Here is a 22,830-nt window from a genome sequence, read left to right as displayed (position 1 = left end):
TGGTGGATGAACGGCAACGGCGCGAGGTGCTGGGCGTCGCGCTGATCTTGCTCGGCCTCCTGGTGGCGTTCGCGCTGCTGTCTCCGTTATTCACCGGGGGGGGCAACTGGATCGGGCCGGCCGGGGCACTGCTTCACGACAACCTCGAGAGGGCCGTCGGAGCCCTTTCGCCGCTCCTCGCGGTTCCGGCGTTCATGTGGGGCCTGCGTTTCCTCGGGTGGGGCGATCCGGCCCGGGCCCTCCGCTGGTCCATCCTCACCGTGGCGCTGCTTGCGGCTCTTCCGTCGCTGTACTGGCTCATCGCCGCGCCGGGACCCGCCGCCGGGGGCAATATCGGCTGGTTGGGAGAGACCGCCGGGGCCGGCCTCGCACAGGTGTTCGGCCGTCTCGGCGGTGCGCTCCTCGCCACGGGCGTCCTCGTGCTCACACTGTTCGTCACCATGAGTTGGTCCTTGACCAGCGCCGTGACGGCAGGGGGACGCTCGCTCGGCCGCGGCGTCGCAGCCGCCGCCGGCGCGGTCCTCGGGCTCGGTCGCTCCTTCGCCGGCGCCGGGCGGAGGTCCCGTCCGCCGCGGTCGCCGTCGGGTCTCCCGCGGCCGCCCGCGCGTCTCCCGCGGCCGCCCGCAAAGCCCGATCCGCCGAGCGAAGCGAAGACGAGGGCGGCGGCCCGGCGCGGCCGCGCCGCGAAAAGGCGGAAGTCCGCGGAGTCGAAGCGGGCGCAGCCCGACCCCGCGGGGGCGGATCCGGAGCAGGAGCGGGAGCCGGAGCCGGAGGACGAGGCGCCTCCCGTTCCCGAACTGGAGGAAACCGGCGATCCCGGCTCCCCGGATGTCCCGCCGATTCACCTGTTCGACGCGCCGTCGGGGCAGGGCAGCGGCCTCGGCGTGCGCGATCTCGACCGGCTCGGCGAGGTCCTCATCGAGAAGCTCGCCACCTTCCGCGTGGCCGGCGAGATCGGCGGCTGGACCACGGGCCCCGTCGTGACGCAGTTCGAAGTCGTCCCGGCGCCCGGCGTGAAGGTGGGACAGATCTCCGCCCGCGCGGACGACATTGCGCTAGCACTCAAGGCGCCGTCCGTCCGGATCGTGGCGCCGATCCCCGGCAAGGGCGCCGTCGGCGTCGAGGTGCCCAACCCGGCGTCGGAGATGGTGCTCGTGCGCGAAATACTGGAGAGCCCGTCGTATCGCCGGGGGCGCCAGATGCTCCCCCTCGCACTCGGCCGCGACCTCTCCGGCAAGCCGACGTGCGCGGATCTGACCCGGATGCCGCACCTCCTCATCGCCGGCCAGACCGGATCCGGGAAGTCGGTGTGCATCAATGCCCTCATCACGAGCCTCGTGGGCCGGTACACGCCGGCCGAACTCCGTCTCCTGATGGTGGATCCGAAGATGGTGGAGTTGTCCGTCTACGGAGATCTCCCGCACCTCCGCCACCCGGTCATCACGGACAACGAAGAGGCCGCGTCCGTCCTGAAGTGGGCGGTCTACGAGATGAAGCGCCGTTTCGGACTGCTCTCGGCGAACGGGTGCCGGAACATCGCGGAGTTCAACGGACGAATCACGGGCGGGCGCGAGGTCTTCCTCCCGAAGCGCGGCGTCATGGATGAGCCGGCGCTCTACGATGAGGGTCCGCTCCCGTACATCGTCCTCATCATCGACGAACTGGCGGATCTCATGATGACGGTACAGTCCGAGGTCGAGACGCCGCTCGCGATGCTGGCCCAGAAGGCCAGGGCGGTCGGGATCCACCTCGTGCTCGCCACGCAGCGGCCCTCGGTCAACGTCCTCACCGGCCTCATCAAGGCGAACATCCCGAGCCGAATCGCGTTCCGGGTCGCGTCGAAGATCGACAGTCGCACGATTCTCGACCAGAACGGCGCGGAGAGCCTGCTCGGGAACGGGGACATGCTCTTCCTGCCGCCCGGCGAGTCCGATCCCGTCCGCATCCAGGGCGCCTACATCTCCTCCGAGGAGACGGAACGCCTCCTCGACTGGTATCGGGAGCAGGCGAAGGCGCGTGCCGAAGCCGAAAGGGCCGAGGAAGAAGCCGCTTCGGAGCGCGACATCCTCGATCTGCTGAAGGAACTGGAGGAGGAAGAGGGAGGGTCGGGGGTCTCGGACGAGGGCGCCGAGGATCGCGACCAACTGTTCCGGCAGGCCGCCGAGATCGTGATCTCGCACGCCGCGGGTTCGACAAGCCTGCTTCAGCGTCGGCTCAAGATCGGGTACGGGCGCGCGGCGCGGATCATCGACCAGCTGCACGCGGCGGGGATCGTGGGACCCGCGGAGGGATCCAAGCCGCGGGAGGTGCTCGCGACGCTTGCGGACCTGGACGGCGGGGACGTCGACGAACCATGAGGCTCTTCCGTCCGCAACCGTCTCGTTCGGGGGGCATCGGCCTGCTCGCGGTCGGATCCCTCGCGGGTGCGTTCTCGCTGGCGTGCTCGGATGCGGATTCCGCGGAGGTCGCGGAGGCGCGCGCCCGGATCGAGGCGGAGTTCGGCCCGCGCGGCGACCCGGCACGACCGGCGACGGCGGGGGCCGAGGCGGTCGGGCAGGGCGACCTCCAGGTCGAGGAGCCGAACCCGGTCGAGGGGTCGGACCAGGCGGGGGGCGCGGCGCCGGCCGAAGAAGACACGACTCCGGCCCCGGAAGCCTCCGATCCGGACGGGCCCGGACCGCCGGCCGAAGAAGACACGACTCCGGCCCCGGAGGCCTCCGATCCGGACGGGCCTGGGCCGCCGGACGAAGAGCCCGGGCCGGTGGACGTGGACTCGCTCCTCGCCCTTGCGAATTCGGCCTACGCCTCGCTCGACCGGCTCAAGGCGGCCTTCTCCCAGCGCATCGAGAATCCGCTTCTGGGCCGCACGCGCGAGGGCCGCGGGACCTGGTATCAGGCCGGACGGAACCGGTTCCGCATGGATTTCGACGAACCGGCCGGCGACATCTACGTGGCCGACGGGTCCTGTCTCTGGCTCTACGAGCCCTCACTCCACGATCAGGTCATGGTCTCTCCCCTCGAGGAGGGTGTGGAAATCGGCTCGGTCGACATCCTCGGGCGTCTGCTGTCGCAGGCGCGGACGACCTACCGCGCGACCGATGAGGGGACCGAGGAGATCGATGGCGTGGAGACGCGCATCGTGTCGCTCGAGCCGCGAGAACTTCCGGCGAGATACGTGGAGGTCCGCCTGTGGATCGGCGCCTCCGACCGCTACGTGCGTCGCTTTCGGATTCGCGAGGAGAACCGGACCCTCCGCACGGTGACTCTGACCCAGCTCGAACCCCAGGCCCGGATCGACCCCGCCGTCTTCGAGTACGCGCCTCCGGAGGGGGTGCCGGTTTTTCCCGGCGACGTGCGATGCGACTAGGACTCATCAGCCTCGGCTGCGACAAGAACACCGTCGACTCCGAGCGCATGCTCGCCGAACTCATCGGCCACGGGGCCGAGCGCACCGATGTGGATGAAGCGGAGGTCATCCTCGTCAACACGTGCGGGTTCATCGACGCCGCGAAGGAAGAGTCGATCGAGACCATCCTCGAGGCGGAGCGGTTGAAACGCGACGGGGCCTGCCGCAGCGTAGTGGCGGTCGGGTGCATGGTGGAGCGCTACCGGGAGGAAATGGCGGAGTCGCTGCCGGAGGTCGACCTCCTGCTCGGACTGCGGGACCTCGACCGCCTCGTGCCGGAGTTGCGCGAGCGCGGATTCCTCCAGGGACCGGCGCCGGCCGGGGGCGCGCATCCGGGGGCGCGGATCCCCGTCGGGGCGCGCCACGTCCGCTACCTGAAGGTGAGCGAGGGATGCAGCCACTCCTGCGCGTTCTGCGCGATCCCGCTCTGGCGGGGCAAGCATCGCTCGTTCGACCTGGAGCGTGTCGTCGCCGAGGCGCAGCGCCTCGAGGCGCAGGGCGCCGTGGAAGTGAACCTGGTGGCGCAGGACCTGGCGCACTGGGGCCGGGAACAGCGGGACGGGACGGACATCGCGACGCTCGTGGAGGCGCTGCTGCGCGAGACATCGATCCCGTGGTTCCGTCTCCTGTATATCTATTCCGCGGGCCTGCGCGATCCACTCATCGAATTGATGGCGTCCGAGACGCGGCTGCTCTCGTACATCGACATGCCCATCCAGCACGCGAGCGACACGGTGCTCCGCCGCATGCGCCGGCCGGAGCGGGCCGCGACGCTGCGCGCGAAGGTCGCCCGGCTGCGGGAGACGATCCCCGACCTCACGCTGCGGACCACCGTGCTCGTGGGGTTCCCCGGCGAGACGGACGCGGAGTTCCGCGAACTCGTGGATTTCCTGGACGAGGTACCGTTCGACCGGCTCGGAGCGTTCGCGTTCTCGCCGCAGGAGGGGACGCGGGCGGCCGCCATGGAGGAGAGCTTCGTGCCCGGGGATCTGGCGCGGGACCGTCTCGAGGAGGTGCTCGAGGTCCAGCGCGCCGTGAGCCGCGAGCGGCTCGCCGCGGAGGTCGGCCGCGAGCGCGTCGCCGTCGTGGATGCGCCCGCCGCCTCGGACGAGCCCACGCTCGAACTCCTCTACGAGGATCCTCCGGGCGCCGCGCACCTCGGCCGCATCGAGAGCCAGGCGGACGACGTGGACGGCGTGACCGTGCTCGTGGGCGGAGACGGCCTCGCCCCCGGCTCGCTCGTGCGGGTCGAGATCCAGCGGGCCGCCGACTTCGATTTGGCGGGGCGGGTCCGGGAAGTCGTGCGCCGCGCGTCCGAGCGTGGAGGGGCGGCGCCATCTCCGGCCCTGCCGGGGCGGGGGCTCCCCGTGCTGGGACTCGACAGCGCCTGGGGCCGGTGAGCCGCGGGCCTCGCCGGGCGTCCGCCGCCTCCGACTGGATTCGGCGGGCGCGCGATGTGATGCCGGGCGGCGTGAGTTCGCCCGTGAGGGCGTTCGGCGCCGTCGGAATGGAGCCGCTGTTCGCCGCCCGCGGCGAGGGCGCGAGGATCTTCGACGAGGCCGGACGCGGCTATCTCGACTACGTCCTCTCGTGGGGTCCGCTCATCCTCGGCCACGCAGCCCCGCCCGTCGTCGAGGCCGTGGCGCGCGCGGCCCGGGACGGCATGAGCTTCGGGGCCTGCCAGGCGCGCGAGGTCGAACTCGCGGAACGCGTCGCCGCCCGGGTGCCGGGCGTCGAGATGGTGCGCTTTGTGAACAGTGGCACCGAGGCGACGATGTCCGCCGTGCGACTCGCCCGCGCCGCGACGGGCCGTGACCTGATCCTGAAGTTCGAGGGCTGCTATCACGGCCACGCGGACGCCTTTCTCGTCGTGGCCGGATCGGGCGTGGCCACGCTGTCCCTCCCCGACTCGCCGGGCGTGCCGGCGGCGACCTCCGGCCTGACGCTGACGGCGCCCTACAACGACCTCGAGGCGGCGGCTGCCGTGTTCGCGGAACACGGCGCCCGGCTCGCGGCCGTCATCGTGGAGCCGGTGGCGGGGAACGCGGGCCTCATCCCGCCCCGCGAAGGCTTTCTGGAGGGTCTCCGCGACGGCTGCGACCGCGCCGGGAGCCTCCTCATCTTCGACGAGGTCATGACCGGGTTCCGGGTCGCGCCGGGTGGCGCACAGGAGCGCTACGGGGTCGCCGCCGACCTCGTCACGCTCGGAAAGGTGCTCGGCGCGGGGCTTCCGGTCGCGGCGTACGCCGGCCCCCGGGAGCTGATGCGGCGGATGGCGCCGGAAGGGGACGTATACCAGGCCGGGACGCTGTCGGGGAACCCGCTCGGCATGGCCGCGGGCATCGCCCAACTCGACGAACTCGACCGGACGGACCCCTTCGCCGACCTGGAGCGCCGCGCCGCGACGCTCGTGGACGGCATTCTGACCGCCGCGAGCGCCCGAGGCATCCCGGCCTGCGGGGCCGCGCCGGGATCGATGTGGGGCGTCTTCTTCACCGAGGGTCCCGTGTTCGATTTCGATGGCGCGCGGCGCGCGGACCCGGATTTCTTCGCCCGCTACTACCGGGCGTGCTTCGAGCGCGGCGTCTTCTTCGCCCCCTCCGCCTTCGAGGCGGGCTTCATCTCCACCGCGCACACCGACGCGGACGTGGCGGAAACGGTCAGGGTCGCGGGCGAGGCGTTGGACGCGGCACTGGAATCGGCGCCGGAGGGCGCGGGTTGAACTGGCGCGCGCGGATCGTCCCCGAACGGGCCGGCCCTCTCCTCCTCGGCGGGGTGTTGATGGGGCTCGCCCATCCCCCCTTCCACTTGCTCGTGACGTCCTTCGTCGCGCTCGTCCCCTTCATCGTGTGGCTCGAGGGACTCCCGGCGACGGCGGAGGGCCGGCGAGAAGCCCGCAGGGGAGGATTCCTCTTCGGGCTCGTCTATTTCTCGCTCGTCCTGTACTGGCTCCTGGTGGCCCTCGTCTTCTACACGTGGTTCGCCTTTTTCGCTTTCGTCGCCCCGATCCTCATCCTTTCCGTCTTCATGTCATGGGTGGCGGGAGGGATCCACCTGGTGCGGACCCGCTTCCGGTGGCCGCTCTACGTCGTCTTCCCCGTCTTCTGGACCGCCGGGGAGGTGTTGCGAGCCCACCTCCTCGACGTCTCCTTCCCCTGGATGCAGTTCGGCGACACGCTCTCGGCCTATCCCATCCTGGTGGGGGCGGCCGACCTCGTGGGATCCCGCGGGCTTTCCTTCTGGCTCGCGCTCGCGAACGCCCTCGTCGCCTCCGGGTTCCTCGCCTGCCGGGCCGGGGGCTGGCGCGCGCTGCGGCGGCCGGCGGCCGGACTCCTGCTCGTGCTCGCCCTCCCCATCGCCTATTCGGTGGCGCGCTGGCAGACGCTGGAGGTGCGGCCCGCGGCCCGGGTCGGCGTCGTGCAACCCAGTGTCCCGCAGCACCTGCGCAACACGGATCGCGCCGCGTCGACCGACAGCGCCTTCCGTTCGACGGCGACGCTGATCTCCGGGTGGCCGGGTCGGGAACGGATGGACCTCGTCCTCTTCCCCGAGACGATGCTCGGGGCCGGCATCCTGGATCCGCTCCCCTCCTATCCGTACGCCGGGTGGCCCGAGGCTCGCGTCTGGGCGGAGGGGATCGCCGAGGCGCTCGACGCCGAGGTGGCGATCGGCGGGCGCGGGGCGGACGATCTCGGGGACCGGGAGTACCAGCCGTTCAACTCCGCCTTCCACTTCCGACCCGGTGAAGGCGTCGTCAACCGCTACGACAAGCGCTTTCTCGTGCCGTTCGTGGAACGGGTGCCGTTCATGCCTCCCGAATGGTTCGAGGCCATCCCCTATGCGGGGGGGAACTTCGGCGTCGGCGAATGGCAGGCCCCGATCGAGATCGCCACGGAGGATGGCAGCGCGGCGTACGGGACGATGATCTGCTACGAATCGATCTTCTCGCCGCTGGCGCGACACTACCGGCGAAACGGCGCGGACTTCCTCGTGAACATCACGAACGACTCGTGGTTCGGCCGCGACGCGTGGTGGAGCCGCTCGAGCGCCCTGTGGCAGCACCCGGCGCACCTCGTCATGCGTTCGATCGAGACGCGAATGGGGGCGGCGCGCTCCGGGAACACGGGCATCTCCAAGATCGTGGATCCGCTGGGGCGGGTCTCGCACCGCACCGAACTCTTCGAAGCCGCGTCCTTTGTGGCCGACGTGTCGACGACGGATGGGTTGACCGTGTACGTGCGTTTCGGCGATGTCGTGGGGACCGTTGCCGCGCTGGCAGCGCTTTTCGCTCTCTGCGCGTCTTTCCTGCAGGATCGCAACCTGCGCGGCAGGACGCGGCGCGGTGCTTCGGGAGAGACGGTGGAGCCGGCAAGCGGGAGCGTATGACACGGAGGATGGAACGGAAGGTCGGGCGGCGGTTGGTTCGGCGGGGCGCGTGGCCGCTTCTCGCCGCGCTGGCGTGTCTCGCGGGGGCGCAGGGAGTCGCGGCGCAGGTGCCGGACTCCGTGTCGCGGGACACGGTCTCCTTCCGGCTCCGCGAACTCCGGATCGAGGCGCTGCGGCCGGTCGCCAGCGTCTCGGGCGCGAGCGCGGTGCGCCTCAGCCTCCAGTCGCCGCGCGTGGCCGCCGTCCCGCTGCTGGAGGAGGCGTTGCGCGAGATTCCCTTCCTGCAGGTGCGGGAGAACTCCCGCGGCGAGGCTCAACCGACGCTGCGGGGAACCGAGTCGCGCCAACTCGCCGTGCTCGTCGACGGGGTGCCGCTGACGCTCGGCTGGGACGCGCGCACGGACCTCTCGCTCATTCCGGTCGACGCGGCGCGGGAAATCCAGTTGTTCCGGGGCATCTCCTCGGTCCTCCATGGTCCGAACGTTCTCGGCGGCGTGGTCTCGATCGAGATCGGACACGGGAGCGTGGACGCGGACCGGCGGCTCAACGGGATGCAGGGCGGCATGGACGCGACCGGCGCGGCCTTCGGCGGCGTGCGCCTCGGACGCACGTGGAGCTCGGGGGACGGCGGCGTGTCCGTGCAGGCGGGCGGCGCCTACCGGACGCGTGACGGCGTACCCCTTCCCGGCGGCGTCGCACAGCCGGTCACGGGCGACCCGAACCGGCGTCTGAACAGCGATCTCGATCACGCGAGCGCCTTCTTCACGGGCCGGGTCGAATCCGAAGGGGGCGCCTGGGTCTCCATGTCCACCTTCGGGTATCGCGCGGAGAAGGGGATTCCGCCGGAACTCCACGTGATCAGTCCGCGGCGCTGGAGGATGCCGGAGACGAAGCGGATCGTAAGCACGGTCTCGGCGGGCACCGGGTGGGGTCGCACGCCCTTCGGCACGGGAGACTTCGAGGTCAGCATCGGGGTCGACGCGGGCGACGCGCAGATTGACGAGTTCGAGACGCTGGCCTATGAGGACATCGCGGGGCAGGAGTTCGCGGACGACCGCACCCTCACCTTCCGGGGGCTGTCCGACCATGAACTCGGCGAGGGGGTCGTGCGGACGGCGTTTACGGTGGCCGAGACCCGCCACGTGGAGCGGATCGTGCCCGGCGGCGAGTCCACCTTCCGCCAGCGCCTGTTCAGTCTCGGCGGCGAGGTCGAGCTGCCGCTCGCGGGTCCCGGCGCGGGGTTCTGGTCCGGCGCCCGCATCAGCCTGGGGGCGAGCTGGGACCACGGCAGCACGCCGGAGACGGGCGGTCGGGAAGCGCGCGAGGCGATCGACGACTGGGGCGCGCGCGTCGGGGGATCCGCGCAGATCGGACGCCGCGTGCGCTTTCACATGGGGGCGAGCCGCCGCGTCCGCTTCCCTTCGCTGCGGGAACTGTATTCGGGCGCGCTCGGCCGCTTCGTCCCCAACCACGAGCTTGCGCCGGAGGTCCTGCGCGCGGTGGAGAGCGGCGTCACCGGGACGGTGGAAGCGTTCGGGGCGGAGGTCGAGGCACAGGCCGTGCTTTTCGTCCAGAGTTTCTCGAATGCGATCGTGCGCACGGGGCTCGGGGACGGGAGGTTCCGGCGAGAGAACCGGCGTCGCGTGGACGCGGCCGGGCTCGAACTGCTCGGCGATGCGCGGTGGGGCGGGGTGTCCGTGGGCGGCGACCTGACGTGGCAGAATGTGAGCGTGACGGACCAGCGGTTTGAGAGCCGCGGGCTTCGCGCCGAGTACCAGCCCGGGATCGCCGCGGGAGCACATGTGGAGAGCCCGCTCCCCGCGGGTTTCCGGGCGCGGGCCGCGGTGGAGGCGATCGGACGCCAGTACTGCGTCGATCCGGATCTCGACGCCGATGTGGCTCTCGACCCGACGGCGCGCGTCGACCTCGTCGTGAGTCGGGAGTTCGCGATCGGCGGACCCTTCCGGACGCTCCAGACCTCCCTGTCGCTGGACAACCTCGCGGACGCGACGGTCTTCGATCAGTGCGGACTGCCGCAGCCCGGCCGTCTGCTGCGGCTCCAGTTCCGGCTCTTCTAGTCGCGGGCGGACCGTAGCCGTGTCGAGACTCCGCGTCGCCTACAGCGCCGGGTATACGGTGCCGCTGCCCGAGGGTCATCGATTCCCGATGGGGAAGTTCCTCGCGCTGAGGCGGATCCTCGAACGCGACGGGATCATCGAGCCGAAGGACGTCGTCGAGCCGGAGGAGGCCGCATGGGAGGACTTGGCGCTCGTGCACACGCCGGAGTACCTCTACAAGCTCCGGCACGGTACTCTCGGGGGCGCGGAGGAGCGACGCCTCGGGCTCCCGTGGTCGCCCGCGCTCGTCCGTCGGTCGCGACTCGCCGTCCGGGGCACGGTCAATGCGGCGTGGATGGCACTGGAAGATGGCGTGGCGGCGAACCTGGCCGGCGGGACGCACCATGCATTTCCGGATCACGGAGAAGGGTTCTGCGTCTTGAACGATGTGGGCGTCGCCGTCAGGGTGCTGCGCCGCGGCGGGTGGATTCGCCGCGCGCTCGTCGTGGATCTCGATGTCCATCAGGGGAACGGCACGGCCGCCGTGTTCGCCGACGACCCGGACACCTTCACGTTCTCCATGCACGGGGCGGGTAACTACCCGTTCCGGCCCACCCCGTCGGACCTCGACGTGGCCCTGCCCGATGACACGGGAGACGAGGAATACGAGGAGGCGCTGCGGCGATTCCTCCCCGAGGCCGTGTCCCGGGCGCGTCCCGACCTCGTGTTCTACCTCGGGGGCGTGGATGTCCTCGCCGGCGACCGTTTCGGGCGTCTCGCGCTCACGCGCGCCGGCCTGGAGCGAAGGGAGCGGCGGGTCATCGGCACGTTGCGCGGGGAGGGTCTCCCGCTCACGCTCCTCCTGTCGGGCGGGTACGCGGCCACGCACCGACTGACCGCGGAACTGCACGCGATCGCGCACAGGACGGCGCGCGAGGTCGAAGCGCGGCGCGAGCGCGGCGACATGAGGGCGACCGCATGAGGGCGACGGCATGAAGGCGGCGCGGCCCTCCCGCGGGGCACGGGCGGAGGAGGCGGTCGAAGCCGCGCGCGGGGCGGGTTATTTCGCCAGCGTGACTCTGCGTCTGCCAAGCATCGAGCCCGAGGCGGTGCTCGCCTCGCCGCCGATCGGCGTGCGCGGCTTCTGGCAGAGCGGCCCGCACTGGATCGCGCACGCGGGCTCCGCGGCGGAAATCGACAGCCGGGAGGGCGTGGCGGGACCGCCGCGCGGGGATCTCATCGCCTGGATGCGGGAGCGTGCGGCGAAGCTGTTCGCGGAACCGTGGGTCCTCGACCTGGACGGCGAGGCGCGGCGGCCGCGCATGCACGGTGGCTTCGCCTTCGACTCCGCGCGCCGCGCGGATCGGGAGCCGGGCTTCTGGGAGGCGTTCCCGAGTGCGCGCTTCGTGCTGCCGGCCTACGAAGTCGAGGCGGACGAACGTGGCGCGTGGCTGACGGTGACGCGCCGCTTCCCGTCCGACACCTCCGGCGGTCAGGCCATCGATCGACTCCGGCTGCGCGCGACACGCACACGCGAACAATTGTCCAGGCTCGAGCGCCAGGGGGCGGCACCGGGACCCGTCCCGTCCGCGACCGCCATCGAGGAACTCGTGGATCGCCGGCAATGGCAGCACGCTGTCGACGGGATCCTCGGCGAGATCCGGTCCGGCCGGGTTCGAAAGGTCGTGCTCGCGCGTTCCGTCGACATCACGCTCGGGAGACCGCCGGATTCCGCCGCCGTTCTCACCGCTCTGCGCACGGCGAACCCGCTCGCGCACCTCTACCTGATGCAGTTCGCGCGCGACCGCTTCTTCGTCGGCGCCGCCCCGGAGTTGATCGGTTCGCTGCGCGGCCGGCGTTTTCGCACGATGGCGGTCGGCGGGTCGACGCCGCGCGGCGCGGATCCGGCATCGGACGCGTGGCTTGGCCGCCAGTTGATCGACAGCCGCAAGAACCGGGAGGAACACCTCGTCGTTGTCGAGGACATCGTCGAACGGCTGCGTCAGGCCGGTGTCCGGATCGGAGCGATCCCGAAACCTGCCCTCCTGCGTCTGCCGCGGATCCAGCACCTGCGGACGGACCTCGAGGCGGAAACGCGGCCGGGGACGCATATCCTGTCGCTTGTGGAGACGCTGCATCCCACCGCGGCCGTGTGTGGCGACCCACGCTCCGACGCGCTCGACATGATCCGCGCGCGCGAGGTGGCGAGTCGCGGCTGGTACGCGGGTCCGGTCGGCTGGTTCGACGAAGACGGTAACGGGGAGTTCGCTCCCGCGTTGCGCGGCGGAGTAGCGAGGGGCCCGCTCCTGCGGCTCTACGCCGCCGCAGGCCTCGTGAGTGGCTCCCGGGCTCGGGCGGAATGGGACGAGACCCGGGTCAAGCTGCAGACGATGCTCGCGGCGTTCGGTGTCGCGCGGATGCGGTGAACCGGACCCCGGCCGCCCCCAATCGGAACACGCTGTGGGCCCGGGCGCTCGTCGATGGGCTCGCCCGCCGCGGAGTGTCGCATGCCTGCCTGGGTTCCGGATCCCGCTCGGCCCCCCTCGTGGAAGCGCTGGCCTCGGACGACCGGTTCACCCTTCATCCGCACGTGGATGAGCGGAGCGCAGCCTTCTTCGCTCTGGGCGTGGGCGCCGCGAGCGGACGGCCGGCGGCGGTCGTCACGACGTCCGGCACGGCCGCGGCCAACCTCTTCCCGGCGGTTGTGGAGGCGAGCCAAAGCGAGATCCCCTTCCTCGCGCTGACGGCAGACCGACCGGCGGCGCTGAGGGGCACGGATGCGAACCAGACGATCGACCAGCGGGATCTCTTCGGCCGCTATCCCCGGCGATCCATCGATCTCGAGCTTCCGGAGCCGACGGCGGCGGGATTCGCCAGCCTGGGAGCCGCGGTGGAGGCGGCGTGGCGCGCGGCGCTCGGGCCTCCCGCCGGACCGGCGCATCTGAACGTTCAGTTCGCGAAGCCGCTCGAGCCGGTTCGCGTGCCGGGCGACGTACCGGCCGGGCTGGAGCCACGCCTCCCCGACTCCGCGACGCCCGGTGACGCGCCCGGAGCGCCGCCGCCCGACGCCGGCGGCGCACTCGCCGCCCTGCTGCGGGGCGCGCGGCGACCGCTCATCGTCTGTGGCCCCAACCAGCGGCCCGGGATCGGCCGCGCCGCCCTCGCGCTGGCGGCCCGCGTTCGCGCTCCGCTCGTGGCCGACCCGCTCTCCGGCGCCCGTTTCGGCTCGGGCGCGGAGCGGTGGACGATGAGCAGTGCCGATCTCGCGCTCCGTGCCGACGAAGTCGCCGCGGCGCTGCGCCCGGATCTGATCGTGCGAGTCGGACGCGCGCCGACCTCCGCGGCGGTCTGTCGCTACCTGGAAAGGCACGCGGCCGCGCCGCAGTTCGTTCTCGACGCGACGCACCGCTGGCGGGATCATCTCGCCACGAGCGCGCGACCGCTGACCGGCGATCCCGTCGCGACCCTCGACCGTGCGGCCGCGGCCGACCCGGAAGAGGCCGCAGAGGCGGAAGAGGCCTGGGGCGAGCGGTGGCGGGCAGTGGACCGCGCGGCCCGCGCCGCGGTCGAGCCGTCGCTGGCGGAGATGTGGTTCGAGGGTGCCATCGCCGACGCCATGGCGGAAAGCCTCCCGGAAGGGACGCCGTGGTTTATCGGCAACTCGATGCCGATTCGCGATGTGGACGCCTTCACGCGCGCGACGGATCGACCCCTGCGCACCCTTGGCCTGCGAGGCGCAAGCGGCATCGATGGCAATGTGAGCGCGGCCCTCGGCGCCGCCGCCGCCTCGGGCCGGCCCGCCGCCGCGCTCATCGGCGACCTCACGCTGCTTCACGATGTGGGGGCGCTGCTCGCGGATCGCTCGCCGGGGATCCCGCTTCACCTCGTCGTCATCCAGAACCGCGGCGGCGGCATCTTCCACATGCTGCCGATCCGCGAGCACGACCCGCCCTTCACCCCCTACGTGGTCATGCCGCAGTCCATCGATCTGGGCGCGGTTGCCGCCGCAGCCGGAATCCCGCACCGTCTCGTCTCCTCGGCCGCCGAACTGCGGGAGGCACTGAAGCAGGCACTGAAGCCGCCGGGCGCGGAATCGGAGGGCCGGGGTCTCCGCCTCACCGAGGCGTGCGTCGAGCGTGAACACAACTGGAAGCAGCGCGCCGCCGCGATCGAAAGCGCGAAGGAGGCGGCGCGCCGCGAGATCTGAGGGAGAACCCCCATGGCAGAGACCTTTTCCCCCCCGGAAAGCGGCGTCGACTGGGAGCCGGCCGGCGAATACCGGGACATCACCTATCACAAGAGCGACGGGATCGCCCGCATCGCCTTCAACCGGCCCGAGGTCCGCAACGCGTTCCGCCCGGACACGCTGTTCGAGATGCACGAGGCGTTCCTGGACGCGAGGGATGATGAGGAGGTCGGCGTCGTCCTCCTCACGGGCAACGGACCCTCGAGGGACGGGAAGTGGGCCTTCTGCTCCGGCGGCGACCAGCGGGTGCGCGGGACGGCCGGGTACGTGGGGAAGGATGGGGTCGCGCGCCTCAACGTCCTCGAACTCCAGCGTCTCATCCGCTCGATGCCGAAGCCGGTCATCGCGCTCGTCGCCGGATACGCGATCGGCGGCGGCCATGTGCTGCACGTCGTGTGCGACCTCACGATCGCGGCGGACAACGCCGTGTTCGGCCAGACAGGGCCGAAGGTCGGGAGCTTCGATGGCGGGTTCGGTTCGTCCTACCTCGCCCGCTCGGTGGGGCAGAAGAAGGCGCGGGAGATCTGGTATCTGTGCCGGCAGTACGGAGCGGACGAGGCCGAGCGGATGGGACTCGTGAACAAGGTCGTCCCGCTGGCGCGGATGGAAGCGGAGGGGGTCGACTGGGCGCGCGAAATCCTCGGAAAGAGCCCGCTCGCGATCCGGTGCCTGAAGGCCGCCATGAACGCGGACTGCGACGGCCAGGCCGGACTGCAGGAACTCGCGGGCCACGCGACGATGCTCTTCTACATGACCGAGGAGGGCCAGGAAGGGAAGAACGCGTTCCTCGAGAAACGTCCGCCGAACTTCAGACAGTATCCTTGGCGCCCCTGAGTTCCCGCCTGGAGACGCCCCGGGCGCTGCGCGCCTGGATCGCCGGGGCGCGCCTTCGGACGCTGCCCGCCGCGATGGGACCCGTCCTCGCGGGGGGTGGCCTCGCCTGGCAGGGCGCCGAGTTCTCTCCGAGGCCCTTCCTCGCGGCGCTGACCGGGGCGCTCCTGATTCAGATCGGCACGAACTTCTCGAACGACTATTCGGACTTCGTGCGCGGCGCCGACACGGCGGACCGGCTCGGTACGCCGCGCGTGACCCAGTCGGGGCTGCTGTCTCCGCGGGCGGTGCGGCTCAGGGCCGGCGTCAGCTTCGCTCTCGCGGTCGCGGTGGGCGCCTACCTCGTCGGAGTGGGCGGCTGGCCGATCGTGTGGATCGGCGTAGCGGGGATCCTGGCGGGGATCTGCTACACGGGAGGGCCGTGGCCCTTCGGATACCACGGGCTGGGCGACCTCTTCACCTTCGCATTCTTCGGCCCGATCGCGGTGGCCGGCACCTGCTACGTGCAGATGGCCCGCTGGCCGTCCGAGGCCATCCTCGCCGGCGCTGGAGCCGGCGCGCTCGCGACGGCGATTCTCGTCGTGAACAACCTCCGCGACCGGTCGACGGACGCCGCGGCCGGCAAGCGAACGCTCGCCGTCCGGCTTGGGCGCACCGGGACATGCGTGGAGTACTCACTCCTGCTCGTCGCCGCGATCGCGATCCCTCCGGCAGGTTTCCTGGCGGGCCTGTGGCCGGTGGGCACGCTGCTCGCCTCCGGCGCCGTACTCCTCGCCGCGCCCGCGCTCCACACCGTGTGGCGCCATGAAGACCCGAGGGCGCTGAACCCGGCGCTCGCGGGCACCGCCCGGGCGGCGGGCGCGTATGGCCTCCTGTTCGCGATCGGCTGTCTGTGGTGAGCGGCGCCGCGACCCCTGCCCCGGCGTCGTCCTTCGCGCTCGTGTCGCGCGACCGGGCGTGGTCCGCCGCGGAGGTCCGCGCCGCGGCGGATGCAGTGGCCGCGACCCTGGAGGAAGAGGGCGTGGGTGCCGGGGCCGTCGTCGCACACGAATTCCCGCTGGATCCGTGTGGCGCCGCCGCCCTTGCCGCGGTCGCGCTGGAAACCGCGCCGGGGGTGGGCCGGGTGCTCGCGCCCGCGCACGCGAAGTGGACGCCGCACGAGCGGGACGCTTTCATCGCGGCGCTCCGGCCGTCTGCCGCCCTCACGGCGAGGGCGGCTGCGTGGCCGACTTCCGGGTGGACGACACGCGCGCTCACCGTCCCCGGCATCGGAGAGATCGTCCTGCGTCTGCGGGATTCCGCCCGGGCGCAATTCGTCGCTCCCGCGGCACGCCCGCCGCGCGGGCTTCCCCCGACCGGCGCCATCCTCGCGACTTCCGGAACCGACGGGCTTCCCCGGTTCGTCGCGCACGAATGGCGGTCGCTGCGCGCGAACGCGCTCGCTTCGAACGAGCGCCTCGAGTTCGGCGCGGCTGACCGGTGGCTCGCGACGCTGGCCTGGGCGCACGTCGGGGGGCTCGCCGTGCCGCTGAGGGCCGCGGCCGCCGGCGCCACGGTCGCGCTGGCGGGGCCGCGGTTCGACGCCGCCTCCGTCGCGCGGGCGCTCGGCGAATTCGCCGTGACGCACCTCTCGCTCGTGCCGGCCATGCTGCACGGGCTGCTGGCCGTTGGCGCCCGGCCGCCGGGCTCTCTGCGCGCCGTCCTGCTGGGCGGCGCGGCGACCCCGCCGGACCTGGCGGAGCGGGCTCTGTCCGCCGGGTGGCCGATCGCGCTGACGTACGGATTGACCGAGGCGGGGTCGCAGGTCACCACGGCCACCCCGGCGGAAGTGCGCGCCGGCGACCGGTCGAGCGGCGTTCCGCTGACCGGCGTCGAAGTGCGGATCCGCCCGCCCGGCGACGGGGCCGCGGGGCCGGTCGGCGCGCCGCCCCCGGGGCACATCGAGGTGCGCGGCGACACGCTGTTCCGGGGATACGCCGGAGAGCCCGCGCGGCCCGCCGGCGCCTGGTTCGCGACCGGTGACCTCGGTCGGCTCGACGAGCGGGGCCACCTTGAGGTGACCGGGCGCCTGCGCGACCGGATCGTGAGCGGAGGAGCGAACGTCGATCCCGCCCAGGTGGAGGCCGTGCTCGCCGCCCACCCCGAAGTCGGCGAAGCCGCCGTGATCGGCGTCCCGGACCGGATTTGGGGGGAGATCGTGGCCGCCGTGGTCGCCGGGGAAGATCCCGGCCTCCCGCACCGTCTCGATTCGTGGTGCCGCGAACGGATGTCGGGTCCGCGCGTGCCCCGCCGCTGGGAGATGATGGTCCGTCTCCCGCGGACGGCGACGGGCAAGGTGGACCGCGCCCGGCTCAGAGCGCTCCTCACCGAGCCGGCTGTCGCCGATTCGACCGGAACCGGCGGATCGAGTTGAGATGTCCTTGAGGAGGGCGGCGGATACTCGTGGCAGGGTGCCTTTTTGACATCGAAGGGCGCTGTCGAAGATCTTGAGGACGAACCCCCATCGGGAGCTGCTCCCTCATGACGAAGCTGAACGGCCGCGACGCCGAACACCTGATTGCCGAACTCGACGTCCCGCGCCGTCCGGCCGGGTTCGCGGCCCCGGAGCCACTGCAATGAGACGCGTCGCCGGGTGAGAACCGCCGTCGCACCCGCACTCGCTTGCCAGAAGCGTCTGTTCGCGCTCGATGAAGGCGCACACTTCCTGAACTGCGCCTATCTCGGACCGCTGCCGCGGGCGGTCGCCGAGGCGGGGATGGAGGGAATCCGCCGCAAGTGCTCGCCGACACCCTTCCCGAGCCAGGAGTTCTTCACGGACTGCGACCGTGCCCGAGAGCGCTTCGGGCGCCTCGTCAACGCCCCGCCCAAGCGGATCGCGCTCGCACCTTCCGCGTCCTACGGAATCGAGGTCGCGGCGCGGAACCTCCCGCTCGAGCCGGGGCAGAACGTCGTCGTCCTCGGCGAACAGTTCCCGAGCAACGTCTACGCCTGGCGGCGCCGGGCGGCGGCCCACGGATGTGACATCCGCACCGTCGACCGTCCCGGCCCGCCCCCGTCCGCCGCACTCTGGAACGAGCGGCTGCTCGAAGCGATCGGACCGGAGACCGCCGTCGTCGCGCTCCCGCACTGCCACTGGACGGACGGAACCCGGATCGACCTCGAGGCGGCGGGACAGCGGGCGCGCGAAGTCGGCGCCGCGCTCGTCATAGACGGCTCGCAGTCCATCGGCGCCGTGCCATTCGACGTCGAGCGCATCCGGCCCGACGCGTTGATCACCGTCGGGTACAAGTGGCTCCTGGGGCCCTATTCGACCGCGTTCGGGTACTACGGTCCGCGCTTCGACGACGGCACGCCGCTCGAGGAAACGTGGATCTCGCGTCGCGGCGCCGAGGACTTTCAGGGTCTCGTCGACTATACCGACGACTATCGGGAGGGGGCGGCCCGCTACGACGTCGGCCAGACGTCCAACTTCATCCTCGTCCCGATGCTCATCGAAGCGCTCGACCTCATCCTCGCATGGGACCCGGCGAACATCCTCGAGTACTGCCGTGCGCTCCTCGCCGGGCTCGCGGATGAATTGCGCGTCCGAGGATGGGCGATCGAGGACGATGATTGGCGCACCGGGAACATCCTCGGCGTCCGCCTGCCCGCGGGCTGCGACCTTGCCGAGGTGGACGCCCGCCTCGCCGAGGCCCGCGTCTACGCCTCCCTGCGCGGCGACGCGCTGCGCGTCTCGCCCAACGTCTACAACGAACCCCGCGACATCGACGCCCTCCGCCAGGTGCTGGCCACGTTCGCGTAGACGGCCTGCAGCTACCCTGCCGCAGAGCACTTCGCTACCATCGAGCCATGAAGATTCCCGGACGAATCGAAATCCCCCGGCATCGGATCGCCGCCTTTTGCGAACGGTGGCGGATCGCCGAACTCGCGCTATTCGGTTCAGCCATGCGCGAAGACTTCGGACCGGAGAGCGACGTGGATGTCCTCGTGACGTTCCATCCCTCTGCCCGGCCCACCCTCATGGAAATGACTCGCATCGAGGATGAGTTGAGCGAGTTGTTCGGTCGCCGCGTGGATCTCGTGGAGCGGCGCGGAGTCGAGAGGAGTCGAAACTACCTGCGGAGGGGGGCGATTCTGCGATCGGCCACGACGGTCTATGCGAGGTGACGAGGCTTATCTGCTGGACATGCTCCTCGCGGCGCGCGACGCAGAAGAATTCGCCTCGGAATCGACGTTCGCCAAGTTCGAGCACGACAGGCTTCGCCAGCACGCGCTCATCAAGGCCATTGAGATCGGCGGCGAGGCCGCAAGCCGGGTCAGCGCCCGTACACGGGACCTGAATCCGGAGATCCCGTGGCGGGAGATCGTCGGCATGCGGAACCGGCTCGTGCACGCCTACTTTGAGGTGGACGTGGAACTGCTGTAGGAAACGGTCCAGCGAGACATTCCCAAGCTGATAGCGCTACTCGAACCTTCGGCGCCACCGGAGGAAGCGTAGAGCGAATCGAGGCGCTCCTTGCGGGCTGGTACCAACAAGCCTTCTTTGATCGATCCCACATGGAGGCGCTGGATGGAACGCGGGAAGACGCGGATTCAGACAAGTCGGCGCGCAGCACCCCGGGGTTCAAGGCACCCTTATCCTGATGCCCCCCTCGTGATAACGCCGTAAACCTCGGTGAGCAGCTCCGAAGCGCCCGAAAGTTCGCTTTCGATGCGGCACATCGCCCACGCGTGGGCTTCCTCGTCCTCCACACTCAACTCCAACTCCTCATACGGCTCCTCGTAGCGACTGCGGTGGTACGCAACTCGACAGGGCGCTCAACTAAGGCCGGGGTGCGAACCCCGGCGACACAAGCCTACATCGGCATGCGCTACAGCACCTATCGCAACGCTCAACGAAGGCCGGGGTGCGAACCCCGGCGACACTGGCACGGGCCACGACATCCTCATGCGGCCGCTCACCGCTCAACGAAGGCCGGGGTGCGAACCCCGGCGACACTGGCACGGGCCACGACATCCTCATGCGGCCGCTCACCGCTCAACGAAGGCCGGGGTGCGAACCCCGGCGACACTTCTCGATGCGCGCGTTGATCGTGCCGCAGTCCTCACACGCTCAACGAAGGCCGGGGTGCGAACCCCGGCGACACGACATCCGCTTTGACCTCCGCGACCGGCGCGGGTTCGCTCAACGAAGGCCGGGGTGCGAACCCCGGCGACACAGCGGACTCGTGGGACAGTCGGAGCCCCTCCTCAACGCTCAACGAAGGCCGGGGTGCGAACCCCGGCGACACGTGCTCCACCTGACCGCCGACGCCGGTGAAGGCCCAGGCCGCTCAACGAAGGCCGGGGTGCGAACCCCGGCGACACCCGCCGCGCGGCGGCGATGGCGGCCTGTTCCTCCTCAGACGCTCAACGAAGGCCGGGGTGCGAACCCCGGCGACACATTGCGGGTCAGGCCGTAGGCGATTTCCATCTCTAGCGCTCAACGAAGGCCGGGGTGCGAACCCCGGCGACACTGCGGAAGTTGCGGTCGGATCCGCCCGCCACCGCGAGCGCTCAACGAAGGCCGGGGTGCGAACCCCGGCGACACTCTACGGATCGGCGGCCGACGACCGCTACCTGCTCGCTCAACGAAGGCCGGGGTGCGAACCCCGGCGACACTGGCGGACGGTCCCGCGATCGACATCAACGGCGTGCTCGCTCAACGAAGGCCGGGGTGCGAACCCCGGCGACACTCGCCGCGCCGCGATGTCTGTCGCTCCGGCTCCGTGCCGCTCAACGAAGGCCGGGGTGCGAACCCCGGCGACACCTGTCGTGTCTGGAACGTGGCTGATGAGTAGCACCTGAGGCGCTCAACGAAGGCCGGGGTGCGAACCCCGGCGACACTCGCGCCATCGTTGGCCGACGGCTGGAGGACCCGACCCGCTCAACGAAGGCCGGGGTGCGAACCCCGGCGACACACGCTCTCGATCTCGGCACCCCACTCCCCGTTCAGGAGCATCGCTCAACGAAGGCCGGGGTGCGAACCCCGGCGACACTCGGACGTTTCCGCGTGAAGCTCATGGCCGCCCCCAACGCTCAACGAAGGCCGGGGTGCGAACCCCGGCGACACCCCCTCGACATAGGCGGTCGGCAGCCGCAGGAGCATGTCCGCTCAACGAAGGCCGGGGTGCGAACCCCGGCGACACCCGCGGGCACGTCCGCCGCGTTTTCCCACCCCGCCGTCGCTCAACGAAGGCCGGGGTGCGAACCCCGGCGACACGCCGTTGATATACTGGCCTTCGGACGCCGTTTCCTGCTGCGCTCAACGAAGGCCGGGGTGCGAACCCCGGCGACACCTGCTCGCCACACCAGCCAGGCCTTGTGCTGTGGGTCCGCTCAACGAAGGCCGGGGTGCGAACCCCGGCGACACCGCTCCCGATCCCGGTCGCCGCGGGCGGCGGGAACCACGCTCAACGAAGGCCGGGGTGCGAACCCCGGCGACACACCGGGACCCGTCCGGGGAGCATATCCATATGAGCCTCGCTCAACGAAGGCCGGGGTGCGAACCCCGGCGACACGCGGCACCGCAGGACCACCGCATCGGGCTTCCCGTTCGCGCTCAACGAAGGCCGGGGTGCGAACCCCGGCGACACCCGGCGTAGAAGTCGAGCGTGTGGATCGAGGCCAGAGCCGCTCAACGAAGGCCGGGGTGCGAACCCCGGCGACACCGGGCCGCATCTAGGCGGCCATCGGCAATTCGTTGCCTGCGCTCAACGAAGGCCGGGGTGCGAACCCCGGCGACACGCGCCTGGAGCACGGCCCACCCGTACGGCGGCGTCCCGCCCGCTCAACGAAGGCCGGGGTGCGAACCCCGGCGACACTCCGTGGTGGTATAGGCGCTGCAGCGGTACTCGGTCGCTCAACGAAGGCCGGGGTGCGAACCCCGGCGACACATCTTGGATCGGGCCTGCTCCTCGGCGCATGCGGGCGACGCTCAACGAAGGCCGGGGTGCGAACCCCGGCGACACCCCGTCTCCGTGGCCGGGATCATGGCAACGGGCGTCAACGCTCAACGAAGGCCGGGGTGCGAACCCCGGCGACACGCCGCCAGCAAGCCCGTGTTGAAATCGTCCTCGACCGCTCAACGAAGGCCGGGGTGCGAACCCCGGCGACACGCGATGGGCGGAACGCCCAGCTCGTAGCCGACGCTCAACGCTCAACGAAGGCCGGGGTGCGAACCCCGGCGACACGAGTGCACGACAATCTCCGCCCGCGAGGACCACGGCCGCGCTCAACGAAGGCCGGGGTGCGAACCCCGGCGACACGACCGGGAGACGTTTGAGCTGCCCGCCGTACTTCGAGATCGCTCAACGAAGGCCGGGGTGCGAACCCCGGCGACACCCGATCAACGCGATTATCCTCGCCATGTTCGCGACGCTGCGCTCAACGAAGGCCGGGGTGCGAACCCCGGCGACACCCCGCCGCTCGGCGTGGAGACGGTCGACACGGACACGATCGCTCAACGAAGGCCGGGGTGCGAACCCCGGCGACACCCGCGGAGGACGGAGGATCGCGGATCGTCGATGTTGATCGTCGCTCAACGAAGGCCGGGGTGCGAACCCCGGCGACACCATGCTCATCTCCCGTAAACGCCGTCATCCAGCGTCTTCGCTCAACGAAGGCCGGGGTGCGAACCCCGGCGACACTAGCGACTTGGGGTTTGCGGCTAGGTGGCTCGCAAACGCTCAACGAAGGCCGGGGTGCGAACCCCGGCGACACCCAACGCCTCGCCGCGAGGCAACCGGGCCACCTGTCAATCGCTCAACGAAGGCCGGGGTGCGAACCCCGGCGACACAGCCCGGGGAAGCCGCCATCGGCGTAGGCCACCCACCCGCTCAACGAAGGCCGGGGTGCGAACCCCG

At 71.2% G+C, this 22,830-nt stretch carries 15 protein-coding genes and 1 CRISPR repeat array (1 of these 16 cut by a window edge); all 15 genes read left to right on the top strand.

The window, feature by feature from the left end; all coding sequences use genetic code 11:
- Nucleotides 1-2: 2 nt before the first annotated feature.
- The gene (locus ACOGXI_RS05940) at nt 3-2,357 is read left to right on the top strand and encodes a DNA translocase FtsK 4TM domain-containing protein (protein ID WP_419937966.1); all 2,355 of its coding nucleotides are present in this window, start codon (nt 3-5) and stop codon (nt 2,355-2,357) included.
- Nucleotides 2,354-3,367 carry an outer-membrane lipoprotein carrier protein LolA gene (locus ACOGXI_RS05935; protein ID WP_419937965.1) on the top strand — a complete coding sequence of 338 codons (1,014 nt, stop codon included), beginning with the start codon at nt 2,354-2,356 and terminating at the stop codon, nt 3,365-3,367. Before ACOGXI_RS05940 ends, ACOGXI_RS05935 begins: the two co-directional genes overlap by 4 nt.
- The gene (gene rimO / locus ACOGXI_RS05930) at nt 3,358-4,806 is read left to right on the top strand and encodes a 30S ribosomal protein S12 methylthiotransferase RimO (RefSeq protein ID WP_419937964.1); all 1,449 of its coding nucleotides are present in this window, start codon (nt 3,358-3,360) and stop codon (nt 4,804-4,806) included. Before ACOGXI_RS05935 ends, rimO begins: the two co-directional genes overlap by 10 nt.
- Nucleotides 4,803-6,128, top strand: a complete 1,326-nt coding sequence (hemL, locus tag ACOGXI_RS05925) for a glutamate-1-semialdehyde 2,1-aminomutase (protein ID WP_419937963.1) — start codon at nt 4,803-4,805, stop codon at nt 6,126-6,128. The genes rimO and hemL overlap by 4 nt, the downstream gene beginning before the upstream one ends.
- Nucleotides 6,125-7,792 carry an apolipoprotein N-acyltransferase gene (lnt, locus tag ACOGXI_RS05920; RefSeq protein WP_419937962.1) on the top strand — a complete coding sequence of 556 codons (1,668 nt, stop codon included), beginning with the start codon at nt 6,125-6,127 and terminating at the stop codon, nt 7,790-7,792. The genes hemL and lnt overlap by 4 nt, the downstream gene beginning before the upstream one ends.
- An 8-nt stretch (nt 7,793-7,800) precedes the next feature.
- Complete coding sequence (locus ACOGXI_RS05915; RefSeq protein WP_419937961.1) at nt 7,801-9,870, top strand: TonB-dependent receptor plug domain-containing protein; 2,070 nt, start codon at nt 7,801-7,803, stop codon at nt 9,868-9,870.
- Between the two features lie 19 nt (nt 9,871-9,889).
- Nucleotides 9,890-10,831, top strand: coding sequence for a histone deacetylase (locus ACOGXI_RS05910; protein WP_419937960.1), 942 nt, complete (start codon nt 9,890-9,892; stop codon nt 10,829-10,831).
- 10 nt (nt 10,832-10,841) lie between these two features.
- Nucleotides 10,842-12,275, top strand: coding sequence for an isochorismate synthase (locus tag ACOGXI_RS05905; protein WP_419937959.1), 1,434 nt, complete (start codon nt 10,842-10,844; stop codon nt 12,273-12,275).
- Nucleotides 12,272-14,056: a 2-succinyl-5-enolpyruvyl-6-hydroxy-3-cyclohexene-1-carboxylic-acid synthase gene (gene menD / locus ACOGXI_RS05900; protein ID WP_419937958.1), complete on the top strand. Its 1,785-nt coding sequence runs from the start codon at nt 12,272-12,274 to the stop codon at nt 14,054-14,056. The genes ACOGXI_RS05905 and menD overlap by 4 nt, the downstream gene beginning before the upstream one ends.
- 12 nt (nt 14,057-14,068) lie before the next feature.
- Complete coding sequence (gene menB, locus ACOGXI_RS05895; RefSeq protein ID WP_419937957.1) at nt 14,069-14,929, top strand: 1,4-dihydroxy-2-naphthoyl-CoA synthase; 861 nt, start codon at nt 14,069-14,071, stop codon at nt 14,927-14,929.
- Complete coding sequence (locus ACOGXI_RS05890; RefSeq protein WP_419937956.1) at nt 14,917-15,825, top strand: 1,4-dihydroxy-2-naphthoate polyprenyltransferase; 909 nt, start codon at nt 14,917-14,919, stop codon at nt 15,823-15,825. Before menB ends, ACOGXI_RS05890 begins: the two co-directional genes overlap by 13 nt.
- Nucleotides 15,822-17,339: a class I adenylate-forming enzyme family protein gene (locus ACOGXI_RS05885; protein WP_419937955.1), complete on the top strand. Its 1,518-nt coding sequence runs from the start codon at nt 15,822-15,824 to the stop codon at nt 17,337-17,339. Before ACOGXI_RS05890 ends, ACOGXI_RS05885 begins: the two co-directional genes overlap by 4 nt.
- A 219-nt stretch (nt 17,340-17,558) precedes the next feature.
- Entirely contained in the window at nt 17,559-18,728 is a 1,170-nt protein-coding gene (locus tag ACOGXI_RS05880; protein ID WP_419937954.1) for an aminotransferase class V-fold PLP-dependent enzyme, read from the top strand.
- Nucleotides 18,729-18,775: 47 nt separating this feature from the next.
- Nucleotides 18,776-19,093, top strand: a complete 318-nt coding sequence (locus ACOGXI_RS05875) for a nucleotidyltransferase family protein (protein ID WP_419937953.1) — start codon at nt 18,776-18,778, stop codon at nt 19,091-19,093.
- Nucleotides 19,083-19,352, top strand: coding sequence for a DUF86 domain-containing protein (locus ACOGXI_RS05870; protein ID WP_419937952.1), 270 nt, complete (start codon nt 19,083-19,085; stop codon nt 19,350-19,352). Before ACOGXI_RS05875 ends, ACOGXI_RS05870 begins: the two co-directional genes overlap by 11 nt.
- A 389-nt stretch (nt 19,353-19,741) precedes the next feature.
- Nucleotides 19,742-22,830: direct repeats of the CRISPR family, unit length 37 nt; unit sequence CGCTCAACGAAGGCCGGGGTGCGAACCCCGGCGACAC (it continues 2,313 nt past the right edge of the window).

Source organism: Candidatus Palauibacter sp., from assembly GCF_965208055.1.
Lineage (GTDB): Bacteria > Gemmatimonadota > Gemmatimonadetes > Palauibacterales > Palauibacteraceae > Palauibacter.
The sequence above is the reverse complement of the archived record's forward strand: the minus strand, read 5'-3'. Positions and strand labels throughout refer to the sequence as shown.

Bases quoted from the DNA above. Each gene is read 5' to 3' on its own strand.
- ACOGXI_RS05875 (WP_419937953.1), top strand. From the start codon at position 18,776: ATGAAGATTCCCGGACGAATCGAAATCCCCCGGCATCGGATCGCCGCC.
- ACOGXI_RS05935 (WP_419937965.1), top strand. From the start codon at position 2,354: ATGAGGCTCTTCCGTCCGCAACCGTCTCGTTCGGGGGGCATCGGCCTG.
- ACOGXI_RS05915 (WP_419937961.1), top strand. From the start codon at position 7,801: ATGGAACGGAAGGTCGGGCGGCGGTTGGTTCGGCGGGGCGCGTGGCCG.
- ACOGXI_RS05905 (WP_419937959.1), top strand. From the start codon at position 10,842: ATGAAGGCGGCGCGGCCCTCCCGCGGGGCACGGGCGGAGGAGGCGGTC.
- rimO (WP_419937964.1), top strand. From the start codon at position 3,358: ATGCGACTAGGACTCATCAGCCTCGGCTGCGACAAGAACACCGTCGAC.
- ACOGXI_RS05870 (WP_419937952.1), top strand. From the start codon at position 19,083: ATGCGAGGTGACGAGGCTTATCTGCTGGACATGCTCCTCGCGGCGCGC.
- menB (WP_419937957.1), top strand. From the start codon at position 14,069: ATGGCAGAGACCTTTTCCCCCCCGGAAAGCGGCGTCGACTGGGAGCCG.